Source organism: Catenulispora pinistramenti, assembly GCF_018274385.1.
GTDB lineage: Bacteria > Actinomycetota > Actinomycetes > Streptomycetales > Catenulisporaceae > Catenulispora > Catenulispora pinistramenti.
Map to the genome: position 1 here is coordinate 25,574 of NZ_JAAFYZ010000015.1, position 26,677 is coordinate 52,250.

Genomic DNA, 26,677 nt, shown 5'->3' on the forward strand with positions numbered 1-26,677 from the left:
TCTGAGTAAGGGAGGATGCTGATGCGCGCGGTCCAAGTGGTCGGATTCGGGCGGCCGGTCGCCGTCGTCGATCGGCCGGAGCCGAAGGTCGAGGCGCCGCAGGACGTGGTGGTCCGGATCGCCGGAGCCGGCATCTGCCGTACCGACCTGCACATTGTCGAGGGCGGGCTGGAAGCGGCGTTCAACCAGCGGCTGCCGCTGACCCTCGGCCACGAGAACGCCGGCTGGGTCGAGGCGGTCGGCACCGGCGTCCCGCACCTTGCGGTCGGCGACCCGGTGATCGTGCACCCGGCCGTCACCTGCGGGTTCTGCGACGCCTGCCGGCGCGGCGCCGACATGCACTGCGCCACCTGGCGCTTCCCCGGTGTCGACGGCTGGCCCGGCGGATACGCGGAGCTGATGCTGACGTCGGCGCGGGCGCTGGTGAAGCTGGCGCCCGGCACGTCCCCGGCCCCACTCGCCCCGTTCGCGGACGCTGGCCTGACGGCCATGCACGCGGTGCGGCGCCTGACTCCGTTCGCAGGCACCGGCACGACAGTGGTCTGTCTCGGCTCGGGCGGCGTCGGACAGATCGCGGTCCAGCTGCTGAAGATCCTGACGCCGGCCAGGGTGGTCGTCGTGGAACCGGATGAAGCGCGAGCTCAGACCGCTTACGAACTAGGCGCGGATGAGGTCGTCACCCTTCCCGCCGAAGCCGCCGCCGACGCCGTCCTGGACCTGACCGCCGGCCACGGCGCCCAAGCCGTCCTGGACCTGGTCGGCGAAGGCGGGGTTCCGGAGCAGGCACTGCGCATGCTCGCGAAGGGCGCGGTGTACTCGATCGTGGGCTACGGCGGCGGCGTCCACATCGAGCACCTGGACATGATCAACCGCGAACTCACCATTGTCGGCAACCAGATCGGCACGCACGCGGAGCTCGGCGAGCTGATGGCGTTGGCGGCGGCGGGGAGGGTGACGCTGGGTACTGAGACGTTCCCGTTGGAGGCTGCCGCCGAGGCGATGGCCGCTGTCGCCGCGGGGCAGGTCGGTGGCCGAGCCGTGTTGGTGCCTGAATAGCTCCTCAGCCGAACAGCGTCGATCCCAAGGCGTGCTCCGCGTCGAACCCCGGCAGGATCAAGAACGTCGCGCTGGCCGTGGTCGTGGTGAACGCCAGCAGCGCGTCGGAGTCGTCCATGTGCGTGAGGGTGGCGGTGAAGGTGTGCAGATCGTTCTGGAAGGAGATGAACAGCAGGCCGGGCTTCGGGTCGTCGATGCTGTAAGACCGGCGCAGCATGAGGCCGACGCCGACCACGTTCGCGTGCGCGCGGCGGGCGTGGGCGTCGGCGGGGATGAGGTAGCGGCCGTCGGGGGTTTTGGCGCCGAGGTCGGGGTTGCTGGCGATCGTGCCGCCGGACAGGGGGACGCCGGTGGCGCGTCGGCGGCCGAAGACCGCTTCCTGTTCCGGGACGGACAGTGCGGCGAAGCGCGTCAGGTCCAGCTCCATGCGGCGGACGACCGCGATGGTGCCGCCGGCGACCGGTGCGGGTCCGGCCAGCCACAGGTCGCTCTGCTGCTCGGCGGTCGTGGTGGGGCCGATGATGCCGTCGATGAAGCCGAGCAGGTTGCGCGGCGCGGCGCGGCCCGGCGCCACGGGGGTGTTCGGGCCGCGGCGGGCGGACTGGCGCCAGCGTTCGGTGACCCGGGCCCCGGCCTGGTCCAGTAGCGCGGCGGCCGCGACCGGCAGTACCAGCGTGTCGCCGGCGCACAGCTGGATCAGCAGATCGCCGCCGCGGGCCTGCGGGACGATCTCTTCGCGCGAGAACTGCGGGAGGTCGGCCGAGCCGGGCAGGGCGGCGTTGGCGTTGGCGCTTGCGTCGGTGTTGTTGGTGCTGGCAGCCCCGGCTGCCGATGCCTTCCGCACCACACCGGGTCCCACGCCGACCGTGATGGTCAGGTCCCCGGGGGCCAGACCCAGCAGCCGTGGCTCGGTCCCCGCAGTGAGTGCGAGCACTGTCTTGCCCAGCTCGGCCAGCAACGGCCCGACCGCGGCCTCGTCATCGATGTCTGCGACGACAGCCAGCAGATTCGGCTGCGCCGGCTGCGGAACGATGACGCCGGCCTGATAGCGGCCGGTCGGCGGCACCGACGTGTCAGCGGGAGTGCTCTGTGCCTGAGCGTGGGCCTGAGCCTGGGCCTGCGACGTGTCAGACGCCGCGTGAGACTGCGAATGTGCATCGCACCCCGCGGCACCGCCGACGGCCACCACGGCCCCGGCCGTACCGAGGAAGGCGCGGCGGGACGGTTGCTGATCGGCTCGGCGCACAGCGTAGAGACTGCCATATCCGTCCGCCCGGTAGTGAATCCGAGTCCTGAGTCCATCGTTCGTGCCAGACTGAGCCGTGCCACATTTGGGTTTGCGCGGGAGCGCGGTGCTGGGTGTCCTGACGTTGGCGACGGCCGCGTGCGGCAGTGGTGCGAGTCATCCCGCCGGCCAGGGTCACCGCCCGGCCGGGAGCAACGTGACCATCCAGGTGCCGGCGGACGCGCCGACGATCTCCGCCGCGGTGGCACTGGCCGAGCCCGGAGACCTCGTCTTGGTCGCGCCGGGCGTCTACCACGAGACGGTGAAGATCAAGACACCTCAGATCACGCTGCGTGGCGAATCGCGGGACAAGGTCGTCATCGACGGGCAGCTGCAACAGGCGGACGGTGTCGTGGTCACCGCGCCCGGGGTCGCGGTGGAGAACCTGACCGTCGAGAACAACACCCAGAACGGTGTGCTGGTCACCGGTTCGGCCCGGGCGGCCGCCGGGTCGCCGGAGTCCGGCGGCGACTACGACACCGGCAGCGAGCCGGTCAACTTCCTGAATTCGTTCCTGGTGTCCTACGTGACGGCGACTCGCAACGGCCTCTACGGCATCTACGCGTTCTCCGCACAGAACGGCGTCATCGAGGACTCATACACCTCGGGCGGCGCCGACTCGGGCATCTACGTCGGCCAGTGCAAGCCGTGCCACATCGTGGTGCGGGACAACATCGCCGAGCTCAACGCGGTCGGCTACGAGGGCACCAACGCCAGCAACGACATGTACGTCGTGGGCAACCGCCTGGTCGGCAACCGCGTCGGCCTGACCACCGACTCCGACCACCAGGAGAAGCTGCTGCCGCAGCAGGGCGCGGTCGTGGCGGGCAACCTGGTCGCGGCCAATCAGCAGGCCGCGACGCCCGAACAGGCCGACGGCGGTTGGGGGATCGGCATCGGCATCGACGGCGGCAGCTCCAACCAGTTCCTGCACAACCGGGTCACCGGCAACGTCAACGCCGGTCTGGAGATCACCGCGACCCAGGACGTCCCGCCGAACGACAACCAGATCCTGGACGACGTCTTCGCGGGCAACGGTCTGGACGTCGGCTGGACCTTCCCGAACGCGACCGTGGGCCAGGGCAACTGCGTGAGCGGCACCGGCCTGGCCACGAACCCGTCCGGGCTGACCAAGACCGCGGCCTGTCCGGCCACCCACCAGACGCAGTCCCCGTCCGGCACGTGGAGCGCACCGACCCCGCCGGCCGGGATCCCGTTCACCACCGTGGCCGCCCCGCCGGTCCAGCCGCAGTTCCCGAACGCCGCCGGCGCGCCGGCCACCGTCGTCCCGGCCACGCCGACGATGCCGGACCCGGCCGGTATTCAGGTGCCGACGGCGTCGCTCCTGGCGGCTACGGCCTTGGTACAGGCTTCCTGAATCTCGCTTTGGACGACGGGCTTACGTGACAGGCCTACTGGCCAGCCGTGATGACCGGGACCGGCGCGTACTTCTGTGTGTCGAACTCGATGACAGCGGGCTGCGTCGAGGACGCCACCGCGGCCTGGACCCGGTACATGGTGCCGTCCTGGCCGACCCAGTAGCGGACCGTCCCCGTCAGCCCCGATCCGGACCCGCTCTGCGCGGTCGGGCCGGTCATCACCGTGACCTGATGTCCGGCGATCTTGTCCAGGCCGACCCACATCGCGCCGTTCTGCGGCAACAGCTGCGCGTTGTCCGGCCGGTCGCTGCCCAGGTTCAACGCGATGGCCAGCGAGCTGTCCAGCGAACTGCCGGTCTGCTGGAGCTGGCGGCTGTACCAGCCGGTGGCCGGCGGTGTCGCCGGGGCGGTGGCGGGGGCGCTCGGCATCGGATCGACGAGCACTGATGTGGCCGTCCACTCGATGAGCCCGTCGCTGGACGTGTCGCGTCCGGTGCCGTGCACGACGCCGTAGCCGAGCTTGGCGCGGTAGTCGACCGACCCGGTGATGACCAGGCCGCCGGCGTCGCCGGGTACGCTGATCGTCACCGCCCGGCCGCCGGTCTCGTAGTTGCGGAACCGGGTGATGGCCAACCGGTTCGCTTCGTCAGAAGTCAGGACCCTGGTCTTCGTGCTGGTCCCGGAGCCGCTCGCCGCGACCACGATGACGCCGGCCGCCGCGACCGCCGCAACGCAGCCCCCCGCGATGAGCCAACGGGCCCGCGGAACGCGCCGCCCGGTGGGCGCCGGCGGCGGCACTTCTCGTGGTTTTGGCATGGCCGTACCTTACGGGCACCCGGGTGCGCGGCGTGCTCGGTTCGCCATGAAACACCTGTTCGCAAGGCGTTTTCAGGGCCCGAGCGATACAATGCTCTGATTCACTGTGGTGGTTCCGCGGCACCCGCCGGCACCGGTGCGCGTACCCGCTCGGCCACGGGCCGGGCGCCTCGAACCATTGCATCAGTACCCTGACAAAAGGATATCGGGCATGAGCGAAGCCGGCAGAAAACGGGTACGGCCAGCCGCGCAGGGAGTCGGGCGGCTGGCCCGGGTGGGACTGGCGACTGCGTTGGCGGTGGGTGGCGCCACCGGGGCGATGGCGAGCGGGGCCCCGGCGGCCAGCGCGGACTCCTCCGACGGGTCCGTGACGGTCCAGGTGCTCCGGGACTTCTTCGGGACCGGCGTCATCAACGCCACGATGGACACGCCGCAACAAGGCATGAGCGTCGATGTCGCTGACGCGGCGGGGCACCACGTCATCGGGATCACCGACGCGACCGGCAAGTTCGTGGTGCCGGCCTCGACCGATCTGGTCGGCGGACAGTACCGGGTCGACGTGACCGTCCCGCAATCGCTGAACTACCTGCGGGCGGCTCCGGCCTCCACGCAGACCAACCACTTCGACAGCTTCACCACGTTCGTCGACGTGACCGAGGGCAAGAAGGCTTCGGTCATCACCGGCGTGTGGAACCCGGCGGACTACACGACGTCGGACCACAAGTACTACGTCCCGGTGCAGACGCCCGCCGTGACGACGAGCGGCGCTCCGAGCGACCCCGACGGCCATGCGCTGGTCGCGGTCGATCCCGCGGCGCGCGATACCTGCAAGCCGCCGACGAACTGCCCCACGACCCTCAACACGCAATCTGAGGTCGGGACCACGTGGGGCTTGGCGTACGACAAGTACCAGAGCCGCATCTTCCAGAGCGCTTTCGCGAAGCGCTATACCGTCTACGGTCCTGACGGAGGCGGCGCGATTTACACGACGCCGACCGACGGCTCGTCTGCTCCGCAGCTGTTCGCCAGGGTGCCCGACGCCGCGCCGACCGGCCACGGCCTGCTGGTCGACATGCGCAAGGACCCGGCGTTCGTGGACGTACCGGGTAAGGAGAGCGTCGGCGGTGTCGCGCTGTCCGAGGACGGCAAGACGCTGTACGCGGTGAACCTGAACACGCGCTCTCTGGTGAGCTTCGACGCGACCGGTAAGACGGCTTCGGCGCCTTTGGCGACCGTGTCGATCCCCGACCCCGGGTGCGCGGCGGATAGCGACTGGCGGCCGTTCGCTGTCAGCGCGCATGATGGCAAGCTGTACATCGGCGGCGTGTGCGACGCCGAGAGCACTCAGCAGCGCAGCGACCTCAAGGCCGTCGTGTACACATATGACGGCTCCAGTTTCAGCAAGGTGCTGACCCAGGGGCTCGACTACCAGCGGGGCCAGGTCATCAACGGGGTCTCCACCGCGCACTCCGACCACTGGAACCCGTGGAACACCAGCCTGTCGACCTGGGACCAGCGTTTCGGCTACTCCAACGTGTACATCGATCCGCAACCGGAGCTGGCCAGCCTGGCCTTCACCCGGGACGGCTCGATGATCCTCGGGTTCCGCGACCGGTTCATGGACGTCATCGGCGCCGGCGGCCTCGACCCGCGGCCGGGGAACAACACCCCGGAACAGGGCATGTCCGGCGGCGCCATCGACATGGCCTGCTCCGCGCCGAACGGCTATGACTGGGAGGGGACCGGCGACTGCCCCAACAACGCCACGTATGCCAATGACGGCCACAAGCCGGCCGGCGTCGTGCAGTACTTCCCCGGCGACTTCTTCGACCCGAACCACACCGGTCAGGGCGAGCACGAGGACGCGTCCCAGGGCTCGGTGGCCTACGTCCCGCAACAGGAATGGGTCGTCAGCACCGAACTCGACCCGGCCTTGCAGGTCAGCTCCGACGGCCTGGGCTACTACGACGTGAAGACCGGCGTCGGTCCCGGCCAGAACGATCCGGCGAACGGCTACCAGTTCATCGGCCCGAACGACAACGCCTTCGGCAAGGCCGGCGGCCTCGGCGACATCGCCTACACCGCGGCCAACGCCCCGATCCAGATCGGCAACTACGTCTGGTTCGACGGCGACCACAACGGCATCCAGGACCCGCACAGCACCAACGAGGTCCCGCTGTACGACGCCACGGTGAACCTGTTGGACGCCAATGGAAAGCAGGTGGCGACCACCACGACGGACAAGGCCGGCGAGTATTACTTCGGCGGGGTGGGGGCGGCGTACCAGCTCACTCCCGGCGCGAAGTACACGGTGGAGTTCGACGTGTGCACCGCCAAGACGGACAACGTCCCCAGCCGACCGGCGGCCACCGACCTGCGCTTCACACTCCCGCTGGCCGGCAACGACCGGGCGCACGACTCCAACGTCGTGCCGCCCACGACCGGGCAGCTGTGTGACGGGTTCGCCCCGGTGACGGCACCGGCCAACCCCGGTGGGGTCGACCACACGATCGACGCGGGCGTCTACATCCCGCCGCCGGTCCCGCCGTCGAGCCCGCCGCCGTCGACCTCGTCGTCGTCTTCTTCCTCGGCGCCGCCGACGACATCGCCGTCGTCCACGCGCTCGACGATCCCGACCACGCCGTCGACCACGCCGACCACCCCGACCGAGTCGAGCTCGGGGACGTTGGCGAAGACTGGTGTGAGCGACGCACTGCCCGAAGTGATCACCATCAGCGTCCTGCTGCTTTGTGCGGGTGCCGCGATCGCTTGGGGGAGTCGGCATCGGCAGGTCGGCCGACACTGATTCCCGGTTGTAGAGGTCCGCGCCGCCCGCACTTTGAAAGTGCGGGCGGCGCGGGCTTTTGCCCGTCGGCGGCTCTGGGAATCAGGGGACGTTGATGAGAATCAGGGGACGTTGATGACGTTCAGCGTCGGGGCGGACGACTGCGGGGTCGCAGTGGACGTGACGGCGAACAGGGTGTCGCCGGAACGGTCCCAGGCCAGGTCGTAGACGCTGAAGCCGCCGAGCTTGTAGGTGCTGGTCGGGTTCGAGACGCCGGGCGTGAACAGGTCGACCGAGGAATCGGACTCCAGGCCGACCGCGATCGTGCCGCTCGCGGGGGCGACGGCGACGGCGGACGGGTAGGCGCCGGTCTGGTAGGTGGCGTCCTCGGTCATCGTGTTCAGCGTCAGCTGGCTGCCGTAGTACGGCGCGCCGCAGGCCGCGACCACGTCCTTGCCGCCGGCGGTGATCGCCAGCTGCCGAAGGTTCTCGCAGCCGTCCGACTGCGTCCAGGGATTGGACGTGGCCAGCACCACGGGCGCGCCGGAGGTGACGTCGAAGGACTCGATGACGGACGGGCTGATGCCCGCGTTGCCCGCGACCAGGGTGTTCGGCGCGCTGGGCGAGGCGGCGAGTACCGGAGCGTAGTAGAAGGCTGATTCGGCGGTGGTGCCGACGGTCAGCGCTCCGGGGTCGAGCACCCCTATCCCGGCGCTGCCCGTACTGCCGTAGCTGAACCAGATGTCGTTGCCGACGACGGCCAGGTGCTGGGGATCGTGCCCGGTCCCGGTGAAGTAGACGGCGACCTCTTGCAGCGTGGCGGTGTTGACCGCGGCGATCTCGTCGGTGCCGCCGATCGCCGCGTAGAGGATGCCGTCCTGCCGCGACAGGGCCAGCGCGTCGGCGCCGTCGAGGGCGGGCAGCGTGGTGAGCGGCTTGCCGGCGAAGTCGGTGACCGCGACCGGGTCGGAACCCACGCCGGAGACGAAGACCTGGTGGTGGGTGGAGTCGGCGGCGATGGAGGAGAAGCCGGTCAGGGACAGGACCGTCGCGCTCGTCGGATTGGCGGTGGGGACGGAGGCGGCGGTGGTGCTGGTGGTGCTGGTGGTGCTGGTGGTGGCGCCGGCGGCGTGGGCGGCGGCCCCAGCCGGGCCGGCCATGGTGACGAGGACGGCCGCGGTGGCGGCTCCCAGGGCTCCTGCGGACTTGAGTCGGCTACGCAAGACGGACTCGGTTCCTTCCGTTCGGATGGTGCTGCGCTCGACGGCCAAGCACGGCTTGACCTGCCCCTTTGCTGCGGGCGGGCGCAGCGTGTCGACGTTCCCTTGCGGAACCAGTTTAGTCGCAGGGTGCTGATAACGACAGCGATTTATCGAAGACTTGTTCGAGGGGAAACCCCGCTGTCGGGGTGGCCGTCGGCGTGGTTCCGCCGGTGGCCGCACGGGCTGAATCTGTGGTGCTGACGTGCGCACGGAGACCCGGCGACGAGGCGTCCCGCTCCTGACTCCGCAGGGTGCCTGGCGCGCCACTGGAGTTACCTCGCTACCCGCCCGCGCAATTAACCTTCGTCGAAGGGGTAGCGCGCGTTTGCGCAGTTCGGCACACTGGTGCGCCGGGGGTTATGCGGTCACCTTGTCGATCAGACATGCGTGCTGAGCATCACTGGGACTGTCGGGCCCCGGCAAACACAACAGTCGGAAGCAATCCACCACTAATCCGGATGGACTGCGGGGGTCACGCCATAGGCGGGGTCGACGCGGCCTATGGAGAAAGAGACTCATCGATGACTCAGCCGCAGTACCCGGACGCGCCCCAGCCCGGCGGACAGCAGTACTCCCCGGGCTACCAGGGCATGCCGCAGGCGCCGCCCATTCCTGCGGGCTACGGATACGGGACGCCGCAGCAGAACGTGCCGCCGGGCATGTACTACGACCCGACCTCGGAGCTCATCCTCCCGCAGGGAGTCGAGCTCGCCAGCGTCGGCCGCCGCATCGGCGCCTACTTCCTGTCCATCCTCCTGGTCGTGGTCACCCTCGGCGTCGGGTACCTCATCTGGGGCCTGGTCTCCTGGAGCAAGGGCCGCGGCCCGACACAGCAGGTCCTCGGCATGCGCTGCTGGACCCCGGCCAACGGCCGCGTGGCAGGCTGGGGCACGATGGCCCTGCGCGACATCGTCGGCGGCCTCGCCCAGGGAATCCTGGGAGCCATCACGGGCCTCGTCTCGTTCATCCTCTTCTTGAGCAACAAGCAGCACAAGTCCCTGATGGACATGGTCGGCAGCACGGTCGTGCTCCACGACCCGAACAAGGTGCTGGACAACTGGCAGGGCTAGCCGCCGTCTCCGCCTAGGCGCGGAGGGGGCAGCGCATAGCACGCGGCGCGTACGACGTAGCGCTTATGACGCGGAGCGGCCTCGTGGGCCGGGTGCGGGAGTACCTGGTCGGCGGGGCCGTTTTCGTGTGCGTTCAAGGCGGATGCCGACGATCGGCCAGGTCGCGAGCTACCTGGGCGTGACGAACCGGGCCATCCGGCACTACCACCAGAGGGGTCTGCTGCCCGAATCCGAGCACGATCTCTCGGGCTACCGACGCTACACACCCGACGCGATCCTCGTCCTCGCCCTCGTGAGGATCAAGACCCTGTCGGACACGGGCATCCCGCCGGCGCGGATCGAGCAGCTGATGGCAGCCGGCACGGATGAGTTCGCGGCGTCGATCGTGTCGATCGACGCGGAGACGCAGCAGCAGGTCAGGGAGCTGAAGCAGCGTCGGAAGCGGATCGCGGAGTCCGGAGAAGACGATCCACGCCGACGCTGGGCTCGCGCTGGTGGAGGTGGGAGATTCGCCGAGAAGGTTCTCTGACGGTCACGTCTCATCACGTCATGACGCACAAGTCGGCGAGTCGGCGAGTCGGCGTGTAGTGCGGATTGCGTGGGATGACGATCCGGACAGATGGGGCGTGGGAGGCTGGCACCGTGAACCGATTGGCTACCGCGACCTCGCCCTACCTCCTCCAGCACGCCGACAACCCGGTGGACTGGCACCAATGGGGCGACGAGGCGTTCGCGGAAGCTCGCCGGCGCGACGTCCCCCTCCTCATCTCCATCGGGTATGCCGCGTGCCACTGGTGCCAACCGATGCGCTAAGTACACTAGTCGCGAAATGCTTCGTTCGGCCTGGTCAGCCCCTGATTCGCCGCGAGTTCACGGCAAGTTGGCGGCGTCCAGCCGTTCGATGAGGGTCGGTTTGCGGTGATGAGTCGAGCGCAGCTCCGCAAGCCTTTCAGCGAACTGTGCGGATCGACCGCGGCGGCGACTGATCTCGGCGAGATCGATGAGCAATCGGACAGCGGGCGTCGTCCTTCTGCTTCTCGGTGAGCCCGCTGATCCAGGCTTCCATGGCAGCGTCCTGATCGGCGGCAGGCTTATCGACTATCGGCGCCGATGCCTCTGCTGCGGCCTTCAGCAGGTCTTGATTCACGCGAAGGAAGTCTGCCACCGCACGCTGGGGCGCTGTCAGCTGCGCGAGGCCCGCCGGAACAGGTGGCTCGATGCCATAGTCGTCTTCTTGACCGCCATCTGACTGGTCGTCCTCGTATTCGTCCAAGATGTAGGAGACGCCGGCCAGCCAGGCCAGGTAGAGCGGACGCAGGTCCCCTGCAGACAGTTCGTCCCGACAACGCCTGCCCTCACTCGTACTCGCCGTCGGTTAAAGGCCTGTCCAGAGTGAGAAACTCGTAGTACTGATACTCGCTCATCGGTTGTCCTCCAGTGAGCGAGTGGTCGATGCCGAAGCGTCGAGCAGATCGAGAAATCCGTCGACCGCTTGCCACAGATGATCCTCCGGGTACCGGCCATTGCGACTATGCGAACGCCTCCAGGCGATATCGTCCCAGCGGTCACGGATTGCGCGAAGGTGCGCCGTCGACAACTTGAGTTCGCGGGAGATCTGTTCGGCTGCGACGTCGTCATCGGCATCCGCGAGCCGGAAGGGCTCAGCGCGCCGTTCGGCCAGAGCGTCGAGCGCGGGCGTCTGGACTCCGTCCTCACGCGACCAGATGAGCATGGGCCTGCGGATCTCATGGTTGGCCACCGGCCACTCCGCCGGCCGCCACAGCCTCAGGACCGGCGCCTTGTCCAGCCTGAGCATGTGAGCCAGTGAGGTGCAGCCCGGTGGCTCGACACCCCAGGGAAGCTCCGCGGCGGGTAGTCCCATCACGAGAACGACGTTCACGTCGTCGAGATCCTCACCGGGATGATCGAGTACAGGCCCGAAGGCGTATACGGCGAAAAGCCCGTCCTCGCCGGTAAGGAGCGAGCTGGCCTTGTCGCAATCCTCGGCGATGGTGCGCAGCCGTCGAACGGCGGTGTTGTGGTGCATGGCGAACCTCCTGGAACAAGCATGCAACTAACTCAGCGACCAAAAGCGTTCGAGTGGAAGAACGTGCAGGCGGTCCTCGTAGGTGTACGACCGCTGGCCGAGATTGACGACCGCCCCGCCGACGAAGGCGCTGCCGAGCCTGTCCCGTAGCAGCCGCAGTCCAGCGAAGTCGCTTCCGGTCACGGTGCCGGACGCCTTGACTTCGATTGCGGCCACGGAGCCTGCGGCGGTCTCGATGACAAGGTCGACTTCCTGGTGGTCACGCGTGCGGAAATGGGAGAACGCGACCTCCTGCTCCGCCCACCCTGCTTGCTTCATCAGTTCGTTCACAGCGAATGTCTCAACGAGGTGGCCGAACTGGGTCAGGGCCGCGGGCAGCCGACTCGACAGCTTCTGCGAGGTGAGGCCGATGAGATGAGCGGCGAGTCCCGTGTCTACGACATGGGCCTTCGCGCTGCGGATCGCGCGGTTCGCGGCTGAGCGAGTGAACGGTTCTAGGCGGTGGATGAGGAAGACAGCCTCCAAGAGCCCCAGGTAGTCCTTGACTGTCGTGGCATCCAGCCCCACGGCATCGGCGATGTTCGCGACGTTGATCACTTGTCCGGTTTGGTCGGCGAGCCTGCGCAGAATCTGAGGAAGTACCTGGCGTTGGCGGACCTTGCGGATCTCCAGGACGTCCCGCTCGATGACCAGCGTCACGAAATCACGGAACCAGCGGTCGCGAGAGCGTCCAGGGTCGCGGGCCAGTGCGAGCGGGAATCCGCCGGCGAGAATGACCTGCTCGTAGTCACTGCGCGTGGTTGTGGCGGGATCGCTGACGACGAGCGAGGCGGGATCGTTGATCAGGGCGTCGAGGGCGGTTTCCCTGACTCCTGTGATCTCGCCTTGGGACAGCGGCCACATGGTGACGACATGGGCTCGGCCGGTCAGCGACTGACCCGTGGCGGGGAGGGATCCGTACCGGGTGGATCCGGTCAGTATGAACCGTCCCGCGCGCAGGTCTTTGTTCAGCTCGGCCTTGATGGCGTCGAGAAGCTGCGGGACGTGCTGGAACTCGTCGATGCAGACCGGGGCCGGTCGGTCGGCCGCGACGAACAACTCCGGATCCGCGGCGACAGCCCGCCTGGTCGGGAGATCGTCGAGATCCAGGATCTGCACCCCTTCGGCTTCGGCGCAGGCGGCCAGGAGCGTGCTCTTGCCGACGGTGCGTGCCCCGGTCAGAACCACCACCGGTTCGTCGGCAAGCAATTCCGCAAGGACGGGCTGAAGCTGCCGGGCGATCAGTCGCTGCTCGGCCACGGTGCTCCTCGGATCGGTGATCTGCGGGTCCCAAGCTAGCACTTTCGCGGCCACTGAATCCCAGAACTACCGAAACAAATTTCCCAGAATTGTCGGACGTCCGATCTTCCGAACTGTCGCGACCGTGCCAGGGGTCGGCTGCTGCTCGGCACGTCATGGCCCAGGAGTCGGCAGGTCGCCGTCGGTCGGAGGCGCGACAGAATCGTGTCCCGTCTGGCTCGCATGCGGGAGGCTGGGACCGTGAACCGACTGGCTACCGCGACCTCGCCTTATCTGCTCCAGCACGCCGATAACCCAGTCGATTGGTGACCATGGGGCGAAGAGGTGTTCGAGGAGGCGCGGCGCAGAGATGTGCCGATTCTGCTGTCCATCGGGTACGCCGCGTGCCACTGGTGCCACCTGATGCGTTAAGTGGACTAGTTGGTTCGGTGGAGAACCGCTTGGTAGGTCGATTCTCGGCCGTGTTGTCGTCAGTGGGAATATGGATCGGACAGGGTCATAGGCGTGCGAGCAATGCGAAGCGTTTGTTCGGGGAACCGTGTGCCGGCCGTGTAGTAGCGGGCGCGTGTGCGACCGACGGGTTCGAGTACTTCAGCTGTTACCAGATCTCGTAGATCACGTTGGGCCTGCTGCGTGCTGAGATTTTCGGCGTGCTCATAGCGGGAACGACGGACTCGGCCGGCCATCGCCACGTCATGGAGGGCGGACACAATCCGATCGTCGCGGCCCGTGCCCGCTGCGAAGTCCGACAACTCGGTCCACACTCGCCCTGAACGGTCGAGCCGGCCTTGTACCGTTTGAGCTTGCTGGTGGTAAGCCGTGAGGTTGAAGCGAAGCCAGCTGGAGACGTCCTGATCCGGAAGGTACTCGGCACCACGGCGTGCAAGCTCGCGGTAGTACTCCCAGGTATTGCCAGGTCGTCCCAACCACGCCTCGATGGACGAGAATTCGGGGGCGAGAACGCCTTCGCGTGCGATCATCAGTGTCTGCAGTGACCGTGACATGCGCCCGTTGCCATCGGCCCAGGGATGGATCGAAACCAGGTCCAGGTGTGCCATCGCCGCCCGTACAAGGGGATGGCTGTGGTCGTCCCCGTTCAGCCAATCGACGAGTTCATACATGAGACCGGGGATATCCGCCGCGTCCGGAGCTGTATAGGCGGCGATGCTGGGGTCGCGGGCATCAGTGACGTAGACGGGTCCGCGACGCCACTGCCCGGCTGGCTTCCGATTGCTGTGTCGGTGGCCTTGCAGCATCCAGTGCAGCCCGTTGAGGAGGCCCTTGCTGTAGCTGAAGTCGCCCGAATCATGCAGAGCTTGGACGTACGTCATCATCTGTTGGTAAGCGAGTGTCTCCTGGCGGTCGTCTTCGGAGACGTCAACGTCACGCTCGCCGTCGAGCAGGTCTTCGACGTCGACTGTGGAGACTTTGAAGCCTTCGATGGAGTTCGACGCCGCCACTGCGTCAGCCGTGAGGAACTTCCGCAGTCCTGCTGTCCACCTCGAGGGCGAGGAGGCTACTTGGTGCTTCAATCTGTCCCGGGCACGGTCGATCTCGCCGAGTACACGCTGGTCATCGGCGTCGAGCTTGGGTGTCGGGTACAGCATGCATCAATGATAGTTTGACGCAATCATTGCGTCAAACTAGGCTCGATTCCAGAACCTGCGAGGACTCGGGATGCCGGGATGGCCGTAGTCGGCCGGCGGAGTGGCCGCCTAGACGAGATCTCCGAGGCGCTGGCCGGTACGTTCGAGCACCCATTCTCGTGGCCCACTTGCCTCACGGCCGACGTACGCCTTCAAGGCCGGCGAAGGTTCCGCGAACCTGCGCCCGTCATCGATCTGTAGGCACCCGTCATCGGTGACCTCGGCGTAGAACGTTCGCTTCTTGCGAGGCTGGTGGTGGACCAACCGGTCTCCAGGGCGTAGTGCTCCTGACTTCAGCAGGGGAAGGAGAACGCCCGGTTTTGCCGGAGCCGTCGGTGTCGGGGGCCGGCTCAGAAGCACTCGCCGCAGCACGTCGTTGGGGTCGCGATCAGTGAACGGGATCGCGAGTGCCTGCAGGCTTGCCCAGACCTCATCGTCGATCTCGATCTTCCTTCGAGCCATGCTCAGCGCCTTCCTTGGTTCCTCTACCCTTTGAAGGTTAACGATGGCAAGCTTGCAAGGGTACGTCAAGGCTCACGCGATTCGCTGACGAGGGGTGAATGGTCGTCTGCGATGGATCGGCTCAAGGCGGTCGAAGCGTTGGCGCTAGCTAGTCCTCGTCACACGCGGGTGGCGGGGCATCGAGCGAAGCCCGCGACGAGCGCCCGTCTTGCCCACGCCATGGCCGCGGAAAGTGCGAAACGGCTCGGTGTCTTCATGTGTCGAAGGCCAGGGTGGTGTTGAAGGGTCATGCGAGGATTGACCTCATGAACCGGCTCGCGAACGCCACTTCCCCCTACCTCCTCCAGCACGCCGACAACCCCGTCGACTGGTACCAATGGGGCGATGAGGCGTTCGCCGAGGCGCGGCGCCGGGATGTTCCACTCCTCATCTCCATCGGCTACGCCGCGTGCCACTGGTGCCATGTGATGGCGCACGAGAGCTTCGAGGATGAGGCGATCGCGGCGTTGATGAATGAGAAGTACGTGTGTGTGAAGGTGGATCGGGAGGAGCGGCCTGATGTGGATGCCGTCTATATGGCGGCTACGCAGGCGATGACGGGGGGTGGGGGGTGGCCGATGACGGTGTTCGCCACGCCGGAGGGGAAGCCTTTTCAGGCCGGCACGTACTATCCGCCGGTGGCTCGGCATGGGTTGCCTTCGTTCCGGCAGTTGTTGGTGGCCGTGGATCGTGCCTGGGGTGATATCCGGGACGATGTGGTGCGGGCCGGGGATGGGCTGGTTGCGGAGTTGGCGCACAATGCGCGGATCGTGGCTGGGGCGGATGGGGTGCCGGATGCCGGGGTGTTGGGTGGTGCGGTTGGGGTTTTGTTGCGGGAGTTCGATGCCGAGCGGGGCGGGTTCGGGGGTGCGCCGAAGTTTCCGCCGTCGATGACGTTGGAGCAGTTGCTGCGGCATCATGCGCGGACCGGGGATGTGGACGCGCTCGCGATGGTGTTGCGGACGTGTGAGGCGATGGCGCGGGGCGGCATCTACGACCAGCTCGGCGGGGGGTTCGCGCGCTACTCCGTGGACAATGCGTGGGTGGTGCCGCACTTCGAGAAGATGCTGTATGACAATGCCCTGCTTCTCCGCGCCTACCTGCATCTGCGTCGGGCGACCGGTGACGCGGTGGCGTTGCGTGTCGTCGGCCAGACCGCCGACTGGATGCTGCGGGAGCTGTGGCTGGGAGGCGCGGGCGGTGGGTTCGCCTCCTCGCTCGACGCCGACACGGACGGGGTCGAGGGCAAGTTCTACGCCTGGGACGCCGATCAGTTGGTCGATGTCCTCGGTGAGGAGGACGGGGCCTGGGCCGCGGAAGTCTTCAATGTGACGGCCGAGGGCACCTTCGAGCACGGCCTGTCCGTCCTGCAACTGTTGCAGGAGCCTGATGATGTGGGCCGGTTTGAGCGCGTGCGCGGTCGGCTGTTCGAGGCGCGCCGCGACCAGCGCACGGCGCCGGGCCGGGACGACAAGGTCGTGGCGGCGTGGAACGGGCTCGCGGTGGCGGCGTTGGCCGAGGCCGGGGCGTTGACCGGGCGGCCGGAGTTGGTGGCGGCGGCGCGACAGACTGCTGAGATGCTGGAGCGCGTCCACTGGGACGACAAGGCGGGACGGCTGACGCGCACCTCGCGCGACGGCGTTGCGGGCAGCCAGAATCCGGGCGTGCTGGAGGACTACGCCAACGTCGCCGAGGGCCTTCTCGCGCTGTACGGGGTGACCGGCGAGCCGCGCTGGTTCGCGTTCGCGGGCCGGTTGTTGGACGTCGTCCTCGACGAGTTCCGCGATGAATCAGGCCTCTTCTATGACACCGCCGCCGATGCCGAGGCCCTGATCTTCCGGCCGGCGGATCCGACCGACAACGCCTCGCCCGCCGGTACCTCCGCCGCGGCCGGTGCCCTGCTGACCTACGCCGCGCTTACCGGTTCGGGACGCCATCGCGAGGCCGCGGAGCAGGCGCTGCGCTTCACCGGTGCGCTGGCCGAGAAGGCGCCGAGGTTCGCGGGCTGGGGGCTGGCGGTCGCCGAGGCCGTGGCGGACGGGCCGCGTGAGGTGGCGATCGTGGGCGAGTGGGGTGCGGGGACGTCGGGGACGTCAAACGGCGCTGGGACGGACAAGGGCGAGAGGACAGCTCAGGGCGACGGCACCGACGCAGCCGGCAGCGCCGACGAATCCCCCAGCAGCCAGGCCTTCCGCGCCCTGCACCAGATCGTCTTCGCCAGCAACGCCCCGGGCCTGGTCATCGCGGTGACCCCGCCGGTCGGGACGGCGGCCGGCGAAAGCCTCCCGGAACTGCTCAGCGGCCGGCCCACCATCAACGGTGAACCGGCCGCGTACGTCTGCCGTGGCTTCGTATGTCAGACCCCGACGACAGTCCTCTCAGAGCTGGCGGTACAGCTGCGCTAGTTCTTGCCGGAGCTGGAGGCTGGGTGACCAGCCTTCTGCTGCGAATCACTCCCCTTGCCCGCGCTGGGCACATGCAGCGCCGGCGAAGGGGGCACCGACGCGATCGCCTTGTTCCACACCGGCGACTGCACGACCTTCGTCGTCTGATCCACCGTCAGCGGCAGCGCCGAGGCGGTGGTGCCGCCCTTCTCCTGGGCCTGGTTGAGGACCTGGAAGTCGACCATGATGCCGTCGGTGCGGTACCAGGAGACTTCGATCCGCTTCGAGGTCGGGTCGCCGTTTCCCGCCGGCCACTCGGGCCCGTTGAATATCTCCAGGTGCGAGCCGTCGGGCAGGTTCTGTACGGAGAAGTACGGCGGCAGCGAGCCGTTCGGGTCCTGCCAGGGCTCGCGGTTGACGACCAGCGAGACGCTGCCGACCCCGGCCGGGTAGCTGACCCGCAGGGTGGCGAAGGGCCCGCCGGCATCGCCCGTCCCGGCCTTGTACAGCACTTTCTCGTCGCTGAAGTGGTACGGCTGCAACGTCTGCTCCAGCCACGTCACCATGTCGTCGCCGCTCACCGGCGGCGCGGCCGGGGTGGTCGGGGTGGTTGGGGTGCCCGGGCTGCTCGGGTCGCCCGGCGCGCCAGCCGCGGGGGACGTCGGCGCGGCGAGCGCGCCGTCGTCTGAGGAACTGTGCGACAAGGCGGCCGATCCGGCCGAGACGCTCGTCCCCGAACCGCCGTCGCCGCCGTGGCCGGGGACGATCATCGCCACCGCGCCGAACACCGCGGCCACGCCGAGCGTCGCGCCGGAGATCTGGGAGATGCGGCGGGTGCGGCGCTTGCGCACCCCCCGCTCGATACCGCCGGCGGTCAGCTCGCCGACGTTGGGGTGCAGGTCCTGCATCGCGGTGCGCATGACACCGGCCAAGTCTTCAGGCATGTCAGCTTCCTTCTTTCTCGGAGCCACAGGGTGCTGATTCTCAGGTGAGGGCGAGATCCGGAAGCAGATCACCCAGCGAGCCCCGCAGCCGGGCCAGGGCCCGGTTGGTGCGGGTGCGCACCGCGCCGGAGCTGGCGCCCATGATGTGCGCCACCTCCTCGACGCTGCGGTCCTCCCAGAACCGCAGGACCAGCACGGCGCGGTCCTTGGCAGGCAGGGCCGCCAGGCCCTCCAGCAAGGTCACGCGCAGGGAGGCGTCCGCCTCGTGGAACTCGGCCTCCGGCAGCCGGGACGAGGGCAGCTCCCGGGAGCTGCGCTTGCGCCGGGCCGAGATGAACGTCCGGGTCAGCACGGTCTGCGCGTAGGCGTCCGGGTTCTCGATGCGCCGCTTGCGCCCCCACACCGCGTAGACCTTGCCCAGCGTCTCCTGGACCAGGTCCTCGGCTTGGTGCCAGTCCCCGCTCATCAGGTACGCGGTACGGAACAGGTGTGGGGTCCGCGCCGAGGCGAACTCCAGGAACTCATCGTCGTGCTTCGCCATGGGCCACCCCGCGCTTCCCTCGTCGAACATTCCACCCGTACCGACGCCGGGCCTGCGGTCCGTGTTACAGACACTTCAATGCGTATTTCTACGTCGCCTGACGGATCAGGCCTCTGGTGCCCCGCGCCTACATTGGAGCCCGGCGCCGGAACAGGCAGCTGGCGCCGATGAACGCGTTCAGAACGATGCCACGAGAACCACTCATGCCGTACGGAACCGGGGTGTGGCCCGGCCCGAGACGCCGCGACGAGTGGCGACGACGAGGGCGGTGCGACGCTCGAGTCGTCCAAGATCGACCCGGCATAGATAAATAGACAAATTCACAGAGAGACGGTCACGGAGAGACGGTCACTGAGAGAAACCTTCGAGAAGTCGTCGCGAGGGTCAACGGCGTCCCGTGTGTGGACGGGTGCCGGTACCCGCGCTGGCTGGTGAAAGGACTGAAGGGCTAGAAGGAACTGGAGATTGCGGTGAAGCCGCGCGTGTGGCGCGCACACTGATCGACACAGGTCTCGCAGACCTCCCTGGGGGGACCAGGGGGCAGGGCCGGGCGTTCGCTGATGGCGAACGCCCGGCCCTCAGTCGTGTCCCCGGGAACCTGTCGCAGTCGATGTAATCGTGTAATCGTGGATACATGAGTACACGGGAAGAACTGATCGAGAAGACGCGAGGGTGGTTCACGGGACGGCTGCCGGAGGACCTGTTCGAGGGCGCGCCGGAGGTCACCGTCGACCGTGAGGAGATCACGGTGGTCGGGCGGATACCGGAGCCCACATATGCCGAAGGCGCTTCGGAGGCGGAGAAGGCCGCCGCCGTCGAAGGCCGCATCAAGGAGTTCCGGGAGCGCACACGCGAGGCGCGGATGGCCGTGGCCCGGGACGCGGAGCACAAGTTCAGGCGCAAGGTCTCCTGGGGCGTGCGGTGCGGGGACCAGGGGCGGTTGTACACGCACCTGTCCGTGCCGGTGATGACCCGGCTGAAGCAGCCCGAGCGCGCGTTGCTGGACACCTTGGTGGACGGCGGTGTGGCGCGCAGTAGGAGCGAGGCGCTGGCCTGGTGCGTACGGCTCGTGGAGAAGCACGCCGGCGACTGGGTCGGCGACCTGCGGGACGCGATGCGCAAGGTCGAGGAGGTCCGGGAAACCGGGCCGGACCGTGATGGCGGACAGGCGGACGACGGCGGGCACGGGGACGCCTAGTCTCCTGGGTCGGGGCTAGACATCGGGGGAGTTCCACGGCGCGCGCTGCCGCCTTGGGGGCAGCTCATTACGGTTCGCTGAACAGCGGCGTCGCATGGGGTGCGGCGCCGCTTTCGGCGTCTAGCGTCGGCGGCATGAGGGTTCTGGTCACCGGTTCCGCCGGGTTCATCGGGTCGCACGTCGTCGAGGCGCTGACGGCGGCCGGGCACGAGGTCCAGACGTTGGACCTGGTGGACGGCGCCGACGTGCGGGAGGCCGACGAGGTCCGCAGGGCACTGCGAGGGGTGGACGCGGTCTGCCATCAGGCGGCGAAGGTCGGCCTGGACCGGACGGTCGCCGACGCGCCGGATTACGTGTCCCACAACGGCTTCGGGACGTCTATCCTGTTGGCCGGGATGGCCGAGACGGGAGTGCGGGCGCTGGTCTTCGCCTCGTCCATGGTCGTCTACGGCGAAGGCCGGTACGAGTGTCCCGAGCACGGCTGGGTCCGTCCCGGCCCGCGCCGCGAGGACGATCTGATCGCAGGGTCCTTCGAACCGCCGTGCCCGATCTGCGCAGAGCCGCTGGCCCCCGGTCTGGTCGGTGAGGACGCACCGCTGGACCCACGCAACGTTTACGCCGCCTCGAAAGTGATGACCGAGCACCTGGCGGCTTCGTGGGTGCGGCTGGCCGACGGCGTCCGGGCCGTGGCCCTGCGCTATCACAACGTCTACGGCCCCCGGCTGCCGCGCGATACGCCCTACGCGGGAGTCGCGGCACTGTTCCGCTCGGCCCTGCTGCGGGGCGAGGCGCCGGCGGTGTTCGAGGACGGCGGCCAGCGGCGGGATTTCGTGCACGTACGGGACGTCGCTACCGCGAACGTGGCGGCGCTGGAGTGGGCTTTCGAGGCGGCCGGACGCGGGACCAGTGAGCTGCGAGCCTACAACGTCGGCAGCGGAACGCCGCGCACCGTCGGGGAGATGGCCGCCGAACTGGCGCGCGCGATGGCCGGTCCGGCGCCGGTGGTGACCGGCGGCTACCGGCTCGGGGACGTCCGGCACATCACGGCGTCCAGCGCCCGGATCCGCGACGAACTCGGCTGGCGGCCGGGGGTCGGCTTCGCCGACGGGATGGCGGAGTTCGCGCTAACCCATTCGCTCGCCTAGCGCGCCGTTCGCGCGGCCGGTGCCCAAGCTTGGTGCTATGAGTACTGACTACAGCGGCGGCCAGGACCCTGCGAACAGCGTGATGGTGAGCACGATGAACGACCTGCCCGGCTTCCGGATCGAACGGGTGTTGGGCGAGTGCTTCGGGCTGACGGTCCGCGCGCGCAACATCGGCAGCTCGTTCGGGTCGGCGATGAAGTCGCTGAAGGGCGGCGAGCTGAAGGGGCAGACGAAGATGCTCGTCGACAGCCGGATGGAGGCGATGGCCCGGCTGACCGAGGAAGCTGCGAACCGGGGCGGGAACGCCGTGCTGGCGATGCGGTTCGAGACCTCGCCGGGTGAGCTCGGGACTGAGATCTGTGCTTACGGGACCGCGTGCGTGGCCAGTCCGCTCAACCAGGGCTAGAGGCAGAGCCAGAGACCAGTGCTCCAGGGCCAGGGTCAGGGTCAGGGTCAGGGTCAGGGTCAGGGCCAGGGCCAAGAACCGGCCTGGAAGGGCTAACGCCCGAGGAACTTGCCGAGCTTCTTCGGCTTGGGATACCGCACCGAGACCTCGCCGAACAACGCGATCCCGCGCAGCACCACGACCGGCGAGTCCGGGGTGATCGGCACGTCGCCGGCGGCGTTGCGGTCCGAGCCGCTGCGCGACCCGAAGACCGCGGTGCCCTCGTCCCGCACCACGACGCCGTGCGGCACCTTGATCTCGATCGAGCCGAACACCGCGTTCGCGACGATGACCACCTCGCGCTGGGTCAGCACCGCCTCCCGCAGGTCGATCGTGACCTGGCCGAAGATCGCCGCGGCGGTGGTCTGGGACGGCACCAGCCAGCGTCCGCCGCGCTTCTGCTCGGCGAAGACCGCGGTGACGCTGGAGCCCGGCGCGTACTCGGCGGGCATCGTCGGAATCGGGCCGCCCGGGCCCGGCACGGGGGACGCGGTGTGGGTGTGGCGCTGCGGCAGGTCCGACAGCAACGGCGTCAGTTCGCCGAGGGTCTTGGCCTGGTACGTGCGGTCCAGGCGCTCGTTGTGCTCTTCGACGTCCAGACGGCCCTCGGCGTAGGCCTCCCGGAGGGCTTCGGCCACGCGGTCCCGGTCGGCGTCGGAGGCGCGCATGGTGTTGTGGGGATCGTTGGCCGGAAAAGCTGCGGGCACGCTCACCTTGTGCACTATACGCGGGGCGATCGTGGGAGGGGCTTGTCGGCGGCAGGCTCGGCGAGGTCGGTGGGCTTGACGGGGCCGGCGGCCTCAGCGGAGTGGCGAGGCCCGGATCTGAGGCGTCGCCTACTCTTCAGCGCTTGTCTCGACGTTCAGCGAGGCCTCCCGCACGGCCGCCTCGGGGTCCCCGGCGCGCACGGCGTCCAGCAGGGTGCTGTGCCCGGCGACGAGGAACCGGTCGAAGTCGGTGCGCAGCGCCCGGTCGTACAGAACAGTGCGCAGCGCGCTGCCGATCTCCAGATAGAGGTCGAGCAGCAGGGGGTTCCCGGCGGCGGCGACCATCGCGGTGTGGAAGTGCGCGTCCGCCTCGACCCACTCGTCGACCCACGAGGTGTCGCCCGGGCTGGCCTTCTCGACCTTGCGCGCCGCGACGTCGCGGGCGGCCAGGGCGTCCGAGCACGCGTCGAGGTCGGCGGCGTCGGCCCGGCCGGCGGCCAGCCGCGCGGCCTCGACCTCGATGGCGCGGCGGACTTCCTGCACGTGGTCGTGCGTCGTGGCCTGGATCTCGCGGCGCAGCGCACCGGAGAGCTCGCTTCGGGCCCGGACGTACGTCCCGTCACCGCGGCGCACCTCCAGCAACCCGGCGTGCGCCAGCGCCCGCACCGCTTCGCGGACCGTGCCGCGCCCCACGTTCAGGGCCTCGACCAGCTCCGGTTCGGTGGGGATGCGGGCGTCCACGGGCCAGGCGCCGCTGCTGATCTGTTCGCGGAGCTTGTCGATGACTTCGTCGACCAGGGAGCCGCGCTGGATGCCGGTGAGTCCGTTCGCCACGACGGCAGTCTTTCAGTTCGCGGCCGGGGCCATCGAGTCGGAGTCCCCGGACTCGCTGATCAATGTGCCGCGCTTGGGTGACCCCACGTAGGCCGCGACCACTCCCTGGGCCAGCACCACGACCACCATGATGGCCAGCGGGACGGTCCAGCTGTGCAGCGCGTGGCCCAGGATGCCGAACATGATCGGGCCCATCGCGGCGATGAGATAGCCGGCCGACTGGGAGAACGCGGACAGCGCCGCGGTGCCGGCCGGGGTGCCGCCGCGCAGCCCGATCATCGTCAGTACCAGGGGGAAGGCGGCCATGCCGACGCCGATCAGGACCGCGGCCAGGTAGGCCAGCGAGCCCGGGGCGACGATCAGGGTGCCGAAGCCGAGCGCGAAGACCACGCCGAGGGACATGGCCAGCAGCCGCTGGCTGCGCAGCCGGGCGGCGGTCAGCGGCACGATGAACGACAGCGGCGCGTTGACCGCGAACGTCACGCTCAGCACGGTGCCGGCGGCGGCCGAGGACATGCCGTGGTCGTGCAGCACGCTCGGGATCCAGCCCATGACCACGTAGCCGGACATGCTCTGCAGCCCGAAGGCGACGGTCATGGCCCAGGCCAGCTTGGACTTGGCCAGCGACTTCAGCGGGATGTGCGGCGCCTGCGCGGCGGTGCTGACCGTGCGGTCGTGGCGGCGGCGGTGCGGGTGGCTGGCCATCCACAGCGCCAGACCGGCCAGGGCCGGGATCGTCCAGAACTCCAGGCCGCCGGACGGGCCGCCGAGGGTGTCGGACAGCGGGACGGCGATACCCGCGGCGACGGTCGAGCCCAGGGCGATCATCGTGGAGTAGATGCCGGTGATGGCGCCGATCCGGTGCGGGAAGTAGGTGCGCACCACGACCGGCAGCAGGACGTTGCCCAGCGCGATGCCGATGCCGGCCAGGACCGAACCGGCCAGCAGGCCCGGGACGTCCGGGATGCCGCGGACCGCGGAGCCGGCGACCAGGACCGCCAGGCTCGCGGCCAGGACGGATCCGGCGCCGTGCCGCCGGGCCAGCCAGGAGCCGGCGGGACCGGCGAAGGCGAAGATCACGACCCAGAGCGTGGGGAGCAGGGTGACGACGCCGGCCCCGAGGTGCAGGCGGTCGCGGAGCTGGTCCAGCAGCGGGCCGGTGGAGGAGACGCCGAGCCGCAGGTTGGCCGCGACCAGGATGATCCCGGCCAGGATCAGCGCGCCGCCGGCCAGGCGCTGCTGGTCGCGTTCCCCGGGTTCGGCCGGTTCGGTGGGCTCGCCGAGGCGCTCGATGGTTTCGAGGGCTCCGGTGGTTTTGAGAGCCCCGGTGCTTTCGAGGGCTCCCGCGCTTTTGACGGCTCCCGCGGTCTCAAGGCTTTCGACGAGCTCGGCGGGACCGTCGTGGCCGTCGTGGCCGGTGCGGCGGTGCTTGCCCCGGGACGCGCCGGGCCGCTCGAGCGATATCGTCATGCGTCCGATGGTAAGACGTATGATGTTTAGCGGCAACTTCGCGTGCGGCGGGTGTGGCACACGGCACAAGCAGGGGCTCCGTGGGGCGTGAGTACGCTGGGGACATGCCTGACTTCGAGTACGCCGACCTCCTCCCAGCGGGGCCGGACGAGACCCCGTACCGCCTGCTCACCACCGAGGGCGTCAGCACCGTCGAGGCCGGCGGGCGCACGTTCCTGCAGGTCGAGCCGGAGGCGCTGCGGCTGCTCACCGAGACCGCGATGCACGACATCGCGCACTACCTGCGGCCCACGCACCTGCAGCAGCTGCGGAACATCCTGGACGACCCCGAGGCCTCGCCGAACGACCGGTTCGTGGCGCTGGACCTGCTCAAGAACGTCAACATCTCGGCCGGCGGTGTGCTGCCGATGTGCCAGGACACCGGCACCGCGATCGTGATGGGCAAGCGCGGCCAGAACGTGCTGACCGCCGGCGGGGACGAGGCGCACATCGCGCGCGGGGTGTACGACGCCTACACCCGGCTGAACCTGCGGTACTCGCAGATGGCGCCGCTGACGATGTGGGACGAGAAGAACACCGGCTCGAACCTGCCGGCGCAGGTCGAGCTGTACGCCACCGACGGCGACGCGTACAAGTTCCTGTTCATGGCCAAGGGCGGCGGGTCGGCGAACAAGTCGTACCTGTATCAGGAGACGAAGGCGATCCTGAACCCCAAGGCGATGATGAGGTTCCTGGAGGAGAAGATCCGCTCCCTGGGGACCGCGGCCTGCCCGCCGTACCACCTGGCGATCGTGATCGGCGGCACCTCGGCGGAGTTCGCGCTGAAGACCGCCAAGTACGCCTCCGCGCACTACCTGGACACGATGCCGAAGCAGGGCTCGATCACCGCGCACGGCTTCCGGGATCTGGAGCTGGAGGCCGAGGTGCTGGAACTGACCCGGCAGATCGGCATCGGCGCGCAGTTCGGCGGCAAGTACTTCTGCCACGACGTGCGCGTCATCCGCCTGCCCCGGCACGGCGCCTCGCTGCCGGTGGCGCTGGCCGTGTCCTGCTCGGCCGACCGCCAGGCGCTGGGCAAGATCACCAGCGAGGGCGTGTTCCTGGAGCAGCTGGAGTTCGAGCCCGGCCACTTCCTCCCGGAGACCACGGACGAGCACCTCGACGACGACGTGGTCCGCGTCGACCTGACCCGCCCGATGTCCGAGATCCGCTCGGAGCTGTCGAAGTACCCGGTGAAGACCCGGCTGTCGCTGACCGGCACCCTGGTCGTGGCCCGCGACATCGCGCACGCCAAGATCAAGGAACGCCTCGACGCCGGCGAACCGATGCCGCAGTACATGAAGGACCACCCGGTGTACTACGCCGGCCCGGCCAAGACCCCCGAGGGCTACGCCTCCGGCTCCTTCGGCCCGACCACCGCCGGCCGCATGGACTCCTACGTGGCGCAGTTCCAGGCCGCCGGCGGCTCGATGGTGATGCTGGCGAAGGGCAACCGCTCCAAGCAGGTCACCGACGCCTGCGCCGAACACGGCGGCTTCTACCTCGGCTCGATCGGCGGCCCCGCGGCCCGCCTGGCGCAGGACTGCATCAAGAAGGTCGAGGTGCTGGAGTACGCCGAGCTCGGGATGGAGGCCGTGTGGCGGATCGAGGTGGAGGACTTCCCGGCTTTCATCGTGGTGGACGACAAGGGGAGTGACTTCTTCCAGGACACGACCGGTCCGGTGATGCGGATCGGGTCGAAGCCGCCGACGGGCTGAGACGTGGCAGCCGAAGCCATAGCGGAACCACTCGTCCTGGTCCTGCGGCCAGGGCAGCGAAAGCGGCTCCTGGCCTATGCCCTGGGATGTGTGCTCGTCGCCGTAG

The 26,677-nt window shown here is 68.7% G+C and carries 23 protein-coding genes and 2 pseudogenes; 12 read left to right on the forward strand and 13 right to left on the reverse strand.

What is annotated here, in order from left to right:
* The first annotated feature begins 21 nt into the window (after positions 1 to 21).
* Positions 22 to 1,056 carry an NAD(P)-dependent alcohol dehydrogenase gene (locus KGQ19_RS06790; RefSeq protein WP_212008215.1) on the forward strand — a complete coding sequence of 345 codons (1,035 nt, stop codon included), beginning with the start codon at positions 22 to 24 and terminating at the stop codon, positions 1,054 to 1,056.
* Positions 1,057 to 1,060: 4 nt separating this feature from the next.
* Here KGQ19_RS06790 and KGQ19_RS06795 read toward each other — a convergent pair whose 3' ends face one another.
* Positions 1,061 to 2,302 carry a Dyp-type peroxidase gene (locus KGQ19_RS06795; RefSeq protein ID WP_212008216.1) on the reverse strand — a complete coding sequence of 414 codons (1,242 nt, stop codon included), beginning with the start codon at positions 2,300 to 2,302 and terminating at the stop codon, positions 1,061 to 1,063.
* Positions 2,303 to 2,378: 76 nt separating this feature from the next.
* Here KGQ19_RS06795 and KGQ19_RS06800 point away from each other — a divergent pair, with 76 nt between their 5' ends.
* A complete protein-coding gene (locus KGQ19_RS06800) occupies positions 2,379 to 3,719 on the forward strand; it encodes a right-handed parallel beta-helix repeat-containing protein (protein WP_368862061.1) in 1,341 nt (446 codons plus the stop codon).
* A 34-nt stretch (positions 3,720 to 3,753) separates the two neighbouring features.
* Here the strand turns inward: KGQ19_RS06800 and KGQ19_RS06805 are convergent, their stop codons facing one another.
* The gene (locus tag KGQ19_RS06805) at positions 3,754 to 4,536 is read right to left on the reverse strand and encodes a hypothetical protein (RefSeq protein ID WP_212008218.1); all 783 of its coding nucleotides are present in this window, start codon (positions 4,534 to 4,536) and stop codon (positions 3,754 to 3,756) included.
* 319 nt (positions 4,537 to 4,855) lie between these two features.
* Between KGQ19_RS06805 and KGQ19_RS06810 the strand changes: the two genes are divergently transcribed.
* Complete coding sequence (locus tag KGQ19_RS06810) at positions 4,856 to 7,342, forward strand: SdrD B-like domain-containing protein (protein ID WP_368862064.1); 2,487 nt, start codon at positions 4,856 to 4,858, stop codon at positions 7,340 to 7,342.
* Positions 7,343 to 7,443: 101 nt separating this feature from the next.
* Here KGQ19_RS06810 and KGQ19_RS06815 read toward each other — a convergent pair whose 3' ends face one another.
* Positions 7,444 to 8,544, reverse strand: coding sequence for a YncE family protein (locus tag KGQ19_RS06815; RefSeq protein ID WP_212008220.1), 1,101 nt, complete (start codon positions 8,542 to 8,544; stop codon positions 7,444 to 7,446).
* 560 nt (positions 8,545 to 9,104) lie between these two features.
* Here KGQ19_RS06815 and KGQ19_RS06820 point away from each other — a divergent pair.
* From KGQ19_RS06820 to KGQ19_RS06830, 3 genes and pseudogenes are all read left to right on the forward strand, one after another.
* Positions 9,105 to 9,653, forward strand: a complete 549-nt coding sequence (locus KGQ19_RS06820) for an RDD family protein (RefSeq protein WP_212008221.1) — start codon at positions 9,105 to 9,107, stop codon at positions 9,651 to 9,653.
* 142 nt (positions 9,654 to 9,795) lie between these two features.
* Positions 9,796 to 10,182 (forward strand): MerR family transcriptional regulator, encoded by a 387-nt coding sequence (locus KGQ19_RS06825; protein WP_212008222.1) that lies wholly within the window; start codon positions 9,796 to 9,798, stop codon positions 10,180 to 10,182.
* Positions 10,183 to 10,256: 74 nt separating this feature from the next.
* A pseudogene (locus KGQ19_RS06830) lies at positions 10,257 to 10,460 on the forward strand (DUF255 domain-containing protein); the annotation flags it as partial.
* Between the two features lie 142 nt (positions 10,461 to 10,602).
* On the opposite strand, the gene KGQ19_RS06835 reads toward KGQ19_RS06830, so the two are convergent.
* The 3 genes from KGQ19_RS06835 to KGQ19_RS06845 all read right to left on the reverse strand — a co-directional run bounded on the left by KGQ19_RS06835 (position 10,603) and on the right by KGQ19_RS06845 (position 12,999).
* Complete coding sequence (locus KGQ19_RS06835; protein ID WP_212008224.1) at positions 10,603 to 10,926, reverse strand: hypothetical protein; 324 nt, start codon at positions 10,924 to 10,926, stop codon at positions 10,603 to 10,605.
* A gap of 147 nt (positions 10,927 to 11,073) precedes the next feature.
* Positions 11,074 to 11,700: a DUF7711 family protein gene (locus KGQ19_RS06840; protein WP_212008225.1), complete on the reverse strand. Its 627-nt coding sequence runs from the start codon at positions 11,698 to 11,700 to the stop codon at positions 11,074 to 11,076.
* Positions 11,701 to 11,727: 27 nt separating this feature from the next.
* Entirely contained in the window at positions 11,728 to 12,999 is a 1,272-nt protein-coding gene (locus KGQ19_RS06845) for an ATP-binding protein (protein ID WP_212008226.1), read from the reverse strand.
* A 222-nt stretch (positions 13,000 to 13,221) separates the two neighbouring features.
* Here KGQ19_RS06845 and KGQ19_RS52585 point away from each other — a divergent pair.
* Positions 13,222 to 13,404, forward strand: a pseudogene (locus tag KGQ19_RS52585) (DUF255 domain-containing protein); the annotation flags it as partial.
* Between the two features lie 65 nt (positions 13,405 to 13,469).
* Here KGQ19_RS52585 and KGQ19_RS06860 read toward each other — a convergent pair.
* Positions 13,470 to 14,606, reverse strand: coding sequence for a Fic family protein (locus KGQ19_RS06860; protein WP_212008228.1), 1,137 nt, complete (start codon positions 14,604 to 14,606; stop codon positions 13,470 to 13,472).
* A gap of 108 nt (positions 14,607 to 14,714) precedes the next feature.
* The gene (locus tag KGQ19_RS06865; protein WP_212008229.1) at positions 14,715 to 15,107 is read right to left on the reverse strand and encodes a restriction system modified-DNA reader domain-containing protein; all 393 of its coding nucleotides are present in this window, start codon (positions 15,105 to 15,107) and stop codon (positions 14,715 to 14,717) included.
* A gap of 305 nt (positions 15,108 to 15,412) precedes the next feature.
* On the opposite strand from KGQ19_RS06865, the gene KGQ19_RS06870 reads away from it, so the two are divergent.
* Complete coding sequence (locus KGQ19_RS06870) at positions 15,413 to 17,551, forward strand: thioredoxin domain-containing protein (RefSeq protein ID WP_212008230.1); 2,139 nt, start codon at positions 15,413 to 15,415, stop codon at positions 17,549 to 17,551.
* On the opposite strand, the gene KGQ19_RS06875 is transcribed toward KGQ19_RS06870, so the two are convergent.
* Complete coding sequence (locus KGQ19_RS06875; protein ID WP_212008231.1) at positions 17,548 to 18,474, reverse strand: hypothetical protein; 927 nt, start codon at positions 18,472 to 18,474, stop codon at positions 17,548 to 17,550. The two genes, KGQ19_RS06870 and KGQ19_RS06875, sit on opposite strands and share 4 nt — an antisense overlap.
* Before the next feature lie 40 nt (positions 18,475 to 18,514).
* Positions 18,515 to 19,015 (reverse strand): SigE family RNA polymerase sigma factor, encoded by a 501-nt coding sequence (locus tag KGQ19_RS06880; protein WP_194900123.1) that lies wholly within the window; start codon positions 19,013 to 19,015, stop codon positions 18,515 to 18,517.
* A 634-nt stretch (positions 19,016 to 19,649) separates the two neighbouring features.
* On the opposite strand from KGQ19_RS06880, the gene abmR reads away from it, so the two are divergent.
* The 3 genes from abmR to KGQ19_RS06895 all read left to right on the forward strand — a co-directional run bounded on the left by abmR (position 19,650) and on the right by KGQ19_RS06895 (position 21,764).
* A complete protein-coding gene (abmR, locus tag KGQ19_RS06885; RefSeq protein WP_212008233.1) occupies positions 19,650 to 20,213 on the forward strand; it encodes an ATP-binding transcription factor AbmR in 564 nt (187 codons plus the stop codon).
* A 134-nt stretch (positions 20,214 to 20,347) separates the two neighbouring features.
* A complete protein-coding gene (locus tag KGQ19_RS06890; RefSeq protein ID WP_212008234.1) occupies positions 20,348 to 21,358 on the forward strand; it encodes an NAD-dependent epimerase/dehydratase family protein in 1,011 nt (336 codons plus the stop codon).
* Between the two features lie 37 nt (positions 21,359 to 21,395).
* Positions 21,396 to 21,764, forward strand: coding sequence for a YbjQ family protein (locus tag KGQ19_RS06895; protein ID WP_212008235.1), 369 nt, complete (start codon positions 21,396 to 21,398; stop codon positions 21,762 to 21,764).
* A 92-nt stretch (positions 21,765 to 21,856) separates the two neighbouring features.
* On the opposite strand, the gene KGQ19_RS06900 is transcribed toward KGQ19_RS06895, so the two are convergent.
* From KGQ19_RS06900 to KGQ19_RS06910, 3 genes are all read right to left on the reverse strand, one after another.
* A complete protein-coding gene (locus tag KGQ19_RS06900) occupies positions 21,857 to 22,516 on the reverse strand; it encodes a DUF1707 SHOCT-like domain-containing protein (RefSeq protein WP_212008236.1) in 660 nt (219 codons plus the stop codon).
* 123 nt (positions 22,517 to 22,639) lie between these two features.
* Positions 22,640 to 23,344 carry a FadR/GntR family transcriptional regulator gene (locus KGQ19_RS06905; protein ID WP_212008237.1) on the reverse strand — a complete coding sequence of 235 codons (705 nt, stop codon included), beginning with the start codon at positions 23,342 to 23,344 and terminating at the stop codon, positions 22,640 to 22,642.
* Positions 23,345 to 23,356: 12 nt separating this feature from the next.
* Positions 23,357 to 24,814, reverse strand: coding sequence for a CynX/NimT family MFS transporter (locus KGQ19_RS06910; protein WP_212008238.1), 1,458 nt, complete (start codon positions 24,812 to 24,814; stop codon positions 23,357 to 23,359).
* A 104-nt stretch (positions 24,815 to 24,918) separates the two neighbouring features.
* On the opposite strand from KGQ19_RS06910, the gene KGQ19_RS06915 reads away from it, so the two are divergent.
* Positions 24,919 to 26,571: a fumarate hydratase gene (locus KGQ19_RS06915; protein WP_212008239.1), complete on the forward strand. Its 1,653-nt coding sequence runs from the start codon at positions 24,919 to 24,921 to the stop codon at positions 26,569 to 26,571.
* Positions 26,572 to 26,677: the final 106 nt, after the last annotated feature.

Coding starts and splice junctions, on each gene's coding strand:
- KGQ19_RS06790 (WP_212008215.1), top strand. CDS start 22: ATGCGCGCGGTCCAAGTGGTCGGATTCGGGCGGCCGGTCGCCGTCGTC.
- KGQ19_RS06805 (WP_212008218.1), bottom strand. CDS start 4,536: ATGCCAAAACCACGAGAAGTGCCGCCGCCGGCGCCCACCGGGCGGCGC.
- KGQ19_RS06810 (WP_368862064.1), top strand. CDS start 4,856: ATGGCGAGCGGGGCCCCGGCGGCCAGCGCGGACTCCTCCGACGGGTCC.
- KGQ19_RS06820 (WP_212008221.1), top strand. CDS start 9,105: ATGACTCAGCCGCAGTACCCGGACGCGCCCCAGCCCGGCGGACAGCAG.
- KGQ19_RS06825 (WP_212008222.1), top strand. CDS start 9,796: ATGCCGACGATCGGCCAGGTCGCGAGCTACCTGGGCGTGACGAACCGG.
- KGQ19_RS06840 (WP_212008225.1), bottom strand. CDS start 11,700: ATGCACCACAACACCGCCGTTCGACGGCTGCGCACCATCGCCGAGGAT.
- KGQ19_RS06860 (WP_212008228.1), bottom strand. CDS start 14,606: ATGCTGTACCCGACACCCAAGCTCGACGCCGATGACCAGCGTGTACTC.
- KGQ19_RS06865 (WP_212008229.1), bottom strand. CDS start 15,107: ATGGCTCGAAGGAAGATCGAGATCGACGATGAGGTCTGGGCAAGCCTG.
- KGQ19_RS06870 (WP_212008230.1), top strand. CDS start 15,413: ATGAACCGGCTCGCGAACGCCACTTCCCCCTACCTCCTCCAGCACGCC.
- KGQ19_RS06875 (WP_212008231.1), bottom strand. CDS start 18,474: ATGCCTGAAGACTTGGCCGGTGTCATGCGCACCGCGATGCAGGACCTG.
- KGQ19_RS06880 (WP_194900123.1), bottom strand. CDS start 19,015: ATGGCGAAGCACGACGATGAGTTCCTGGAGTTCGCCTCGGCGCGGACC.
- abmR (WP_212008233.1), top strand. CDS start 19,650: ATGAGTACACGGGAAGAACTGATCGAGAAGACGCGAGGGTGGTTCACG.
- KGQ19_RS06890 (WP_212008234.1), top strand. CDS start 20,348: ATGAGGGTTCTGGTCACCGGTTCCGCCGGGTTCATCGGGTCGCACGTC.
- KGQ19_RS06895 (WP_212008235.1), top strand. CDS start 21,396: ATGAGTACTGACTACAGCGGCGGCCAGGACCCTGCGAACAGCGTGATG.
- KGQ19_RS06910 (WP_212008238.1), bottom strand. CDS start 24,814: ATGACGATATCGCTCGAGCGGCCCGGCGCGTCCCGGGGCAAGCACCGC.
- KGQ19_RS06915 (WP_212008239.1), top strand. CDS start 24,919: ATGCCTGACTTCGAGTACGCCGACCTCCTCCCAGCGGGGCCGGACGAG.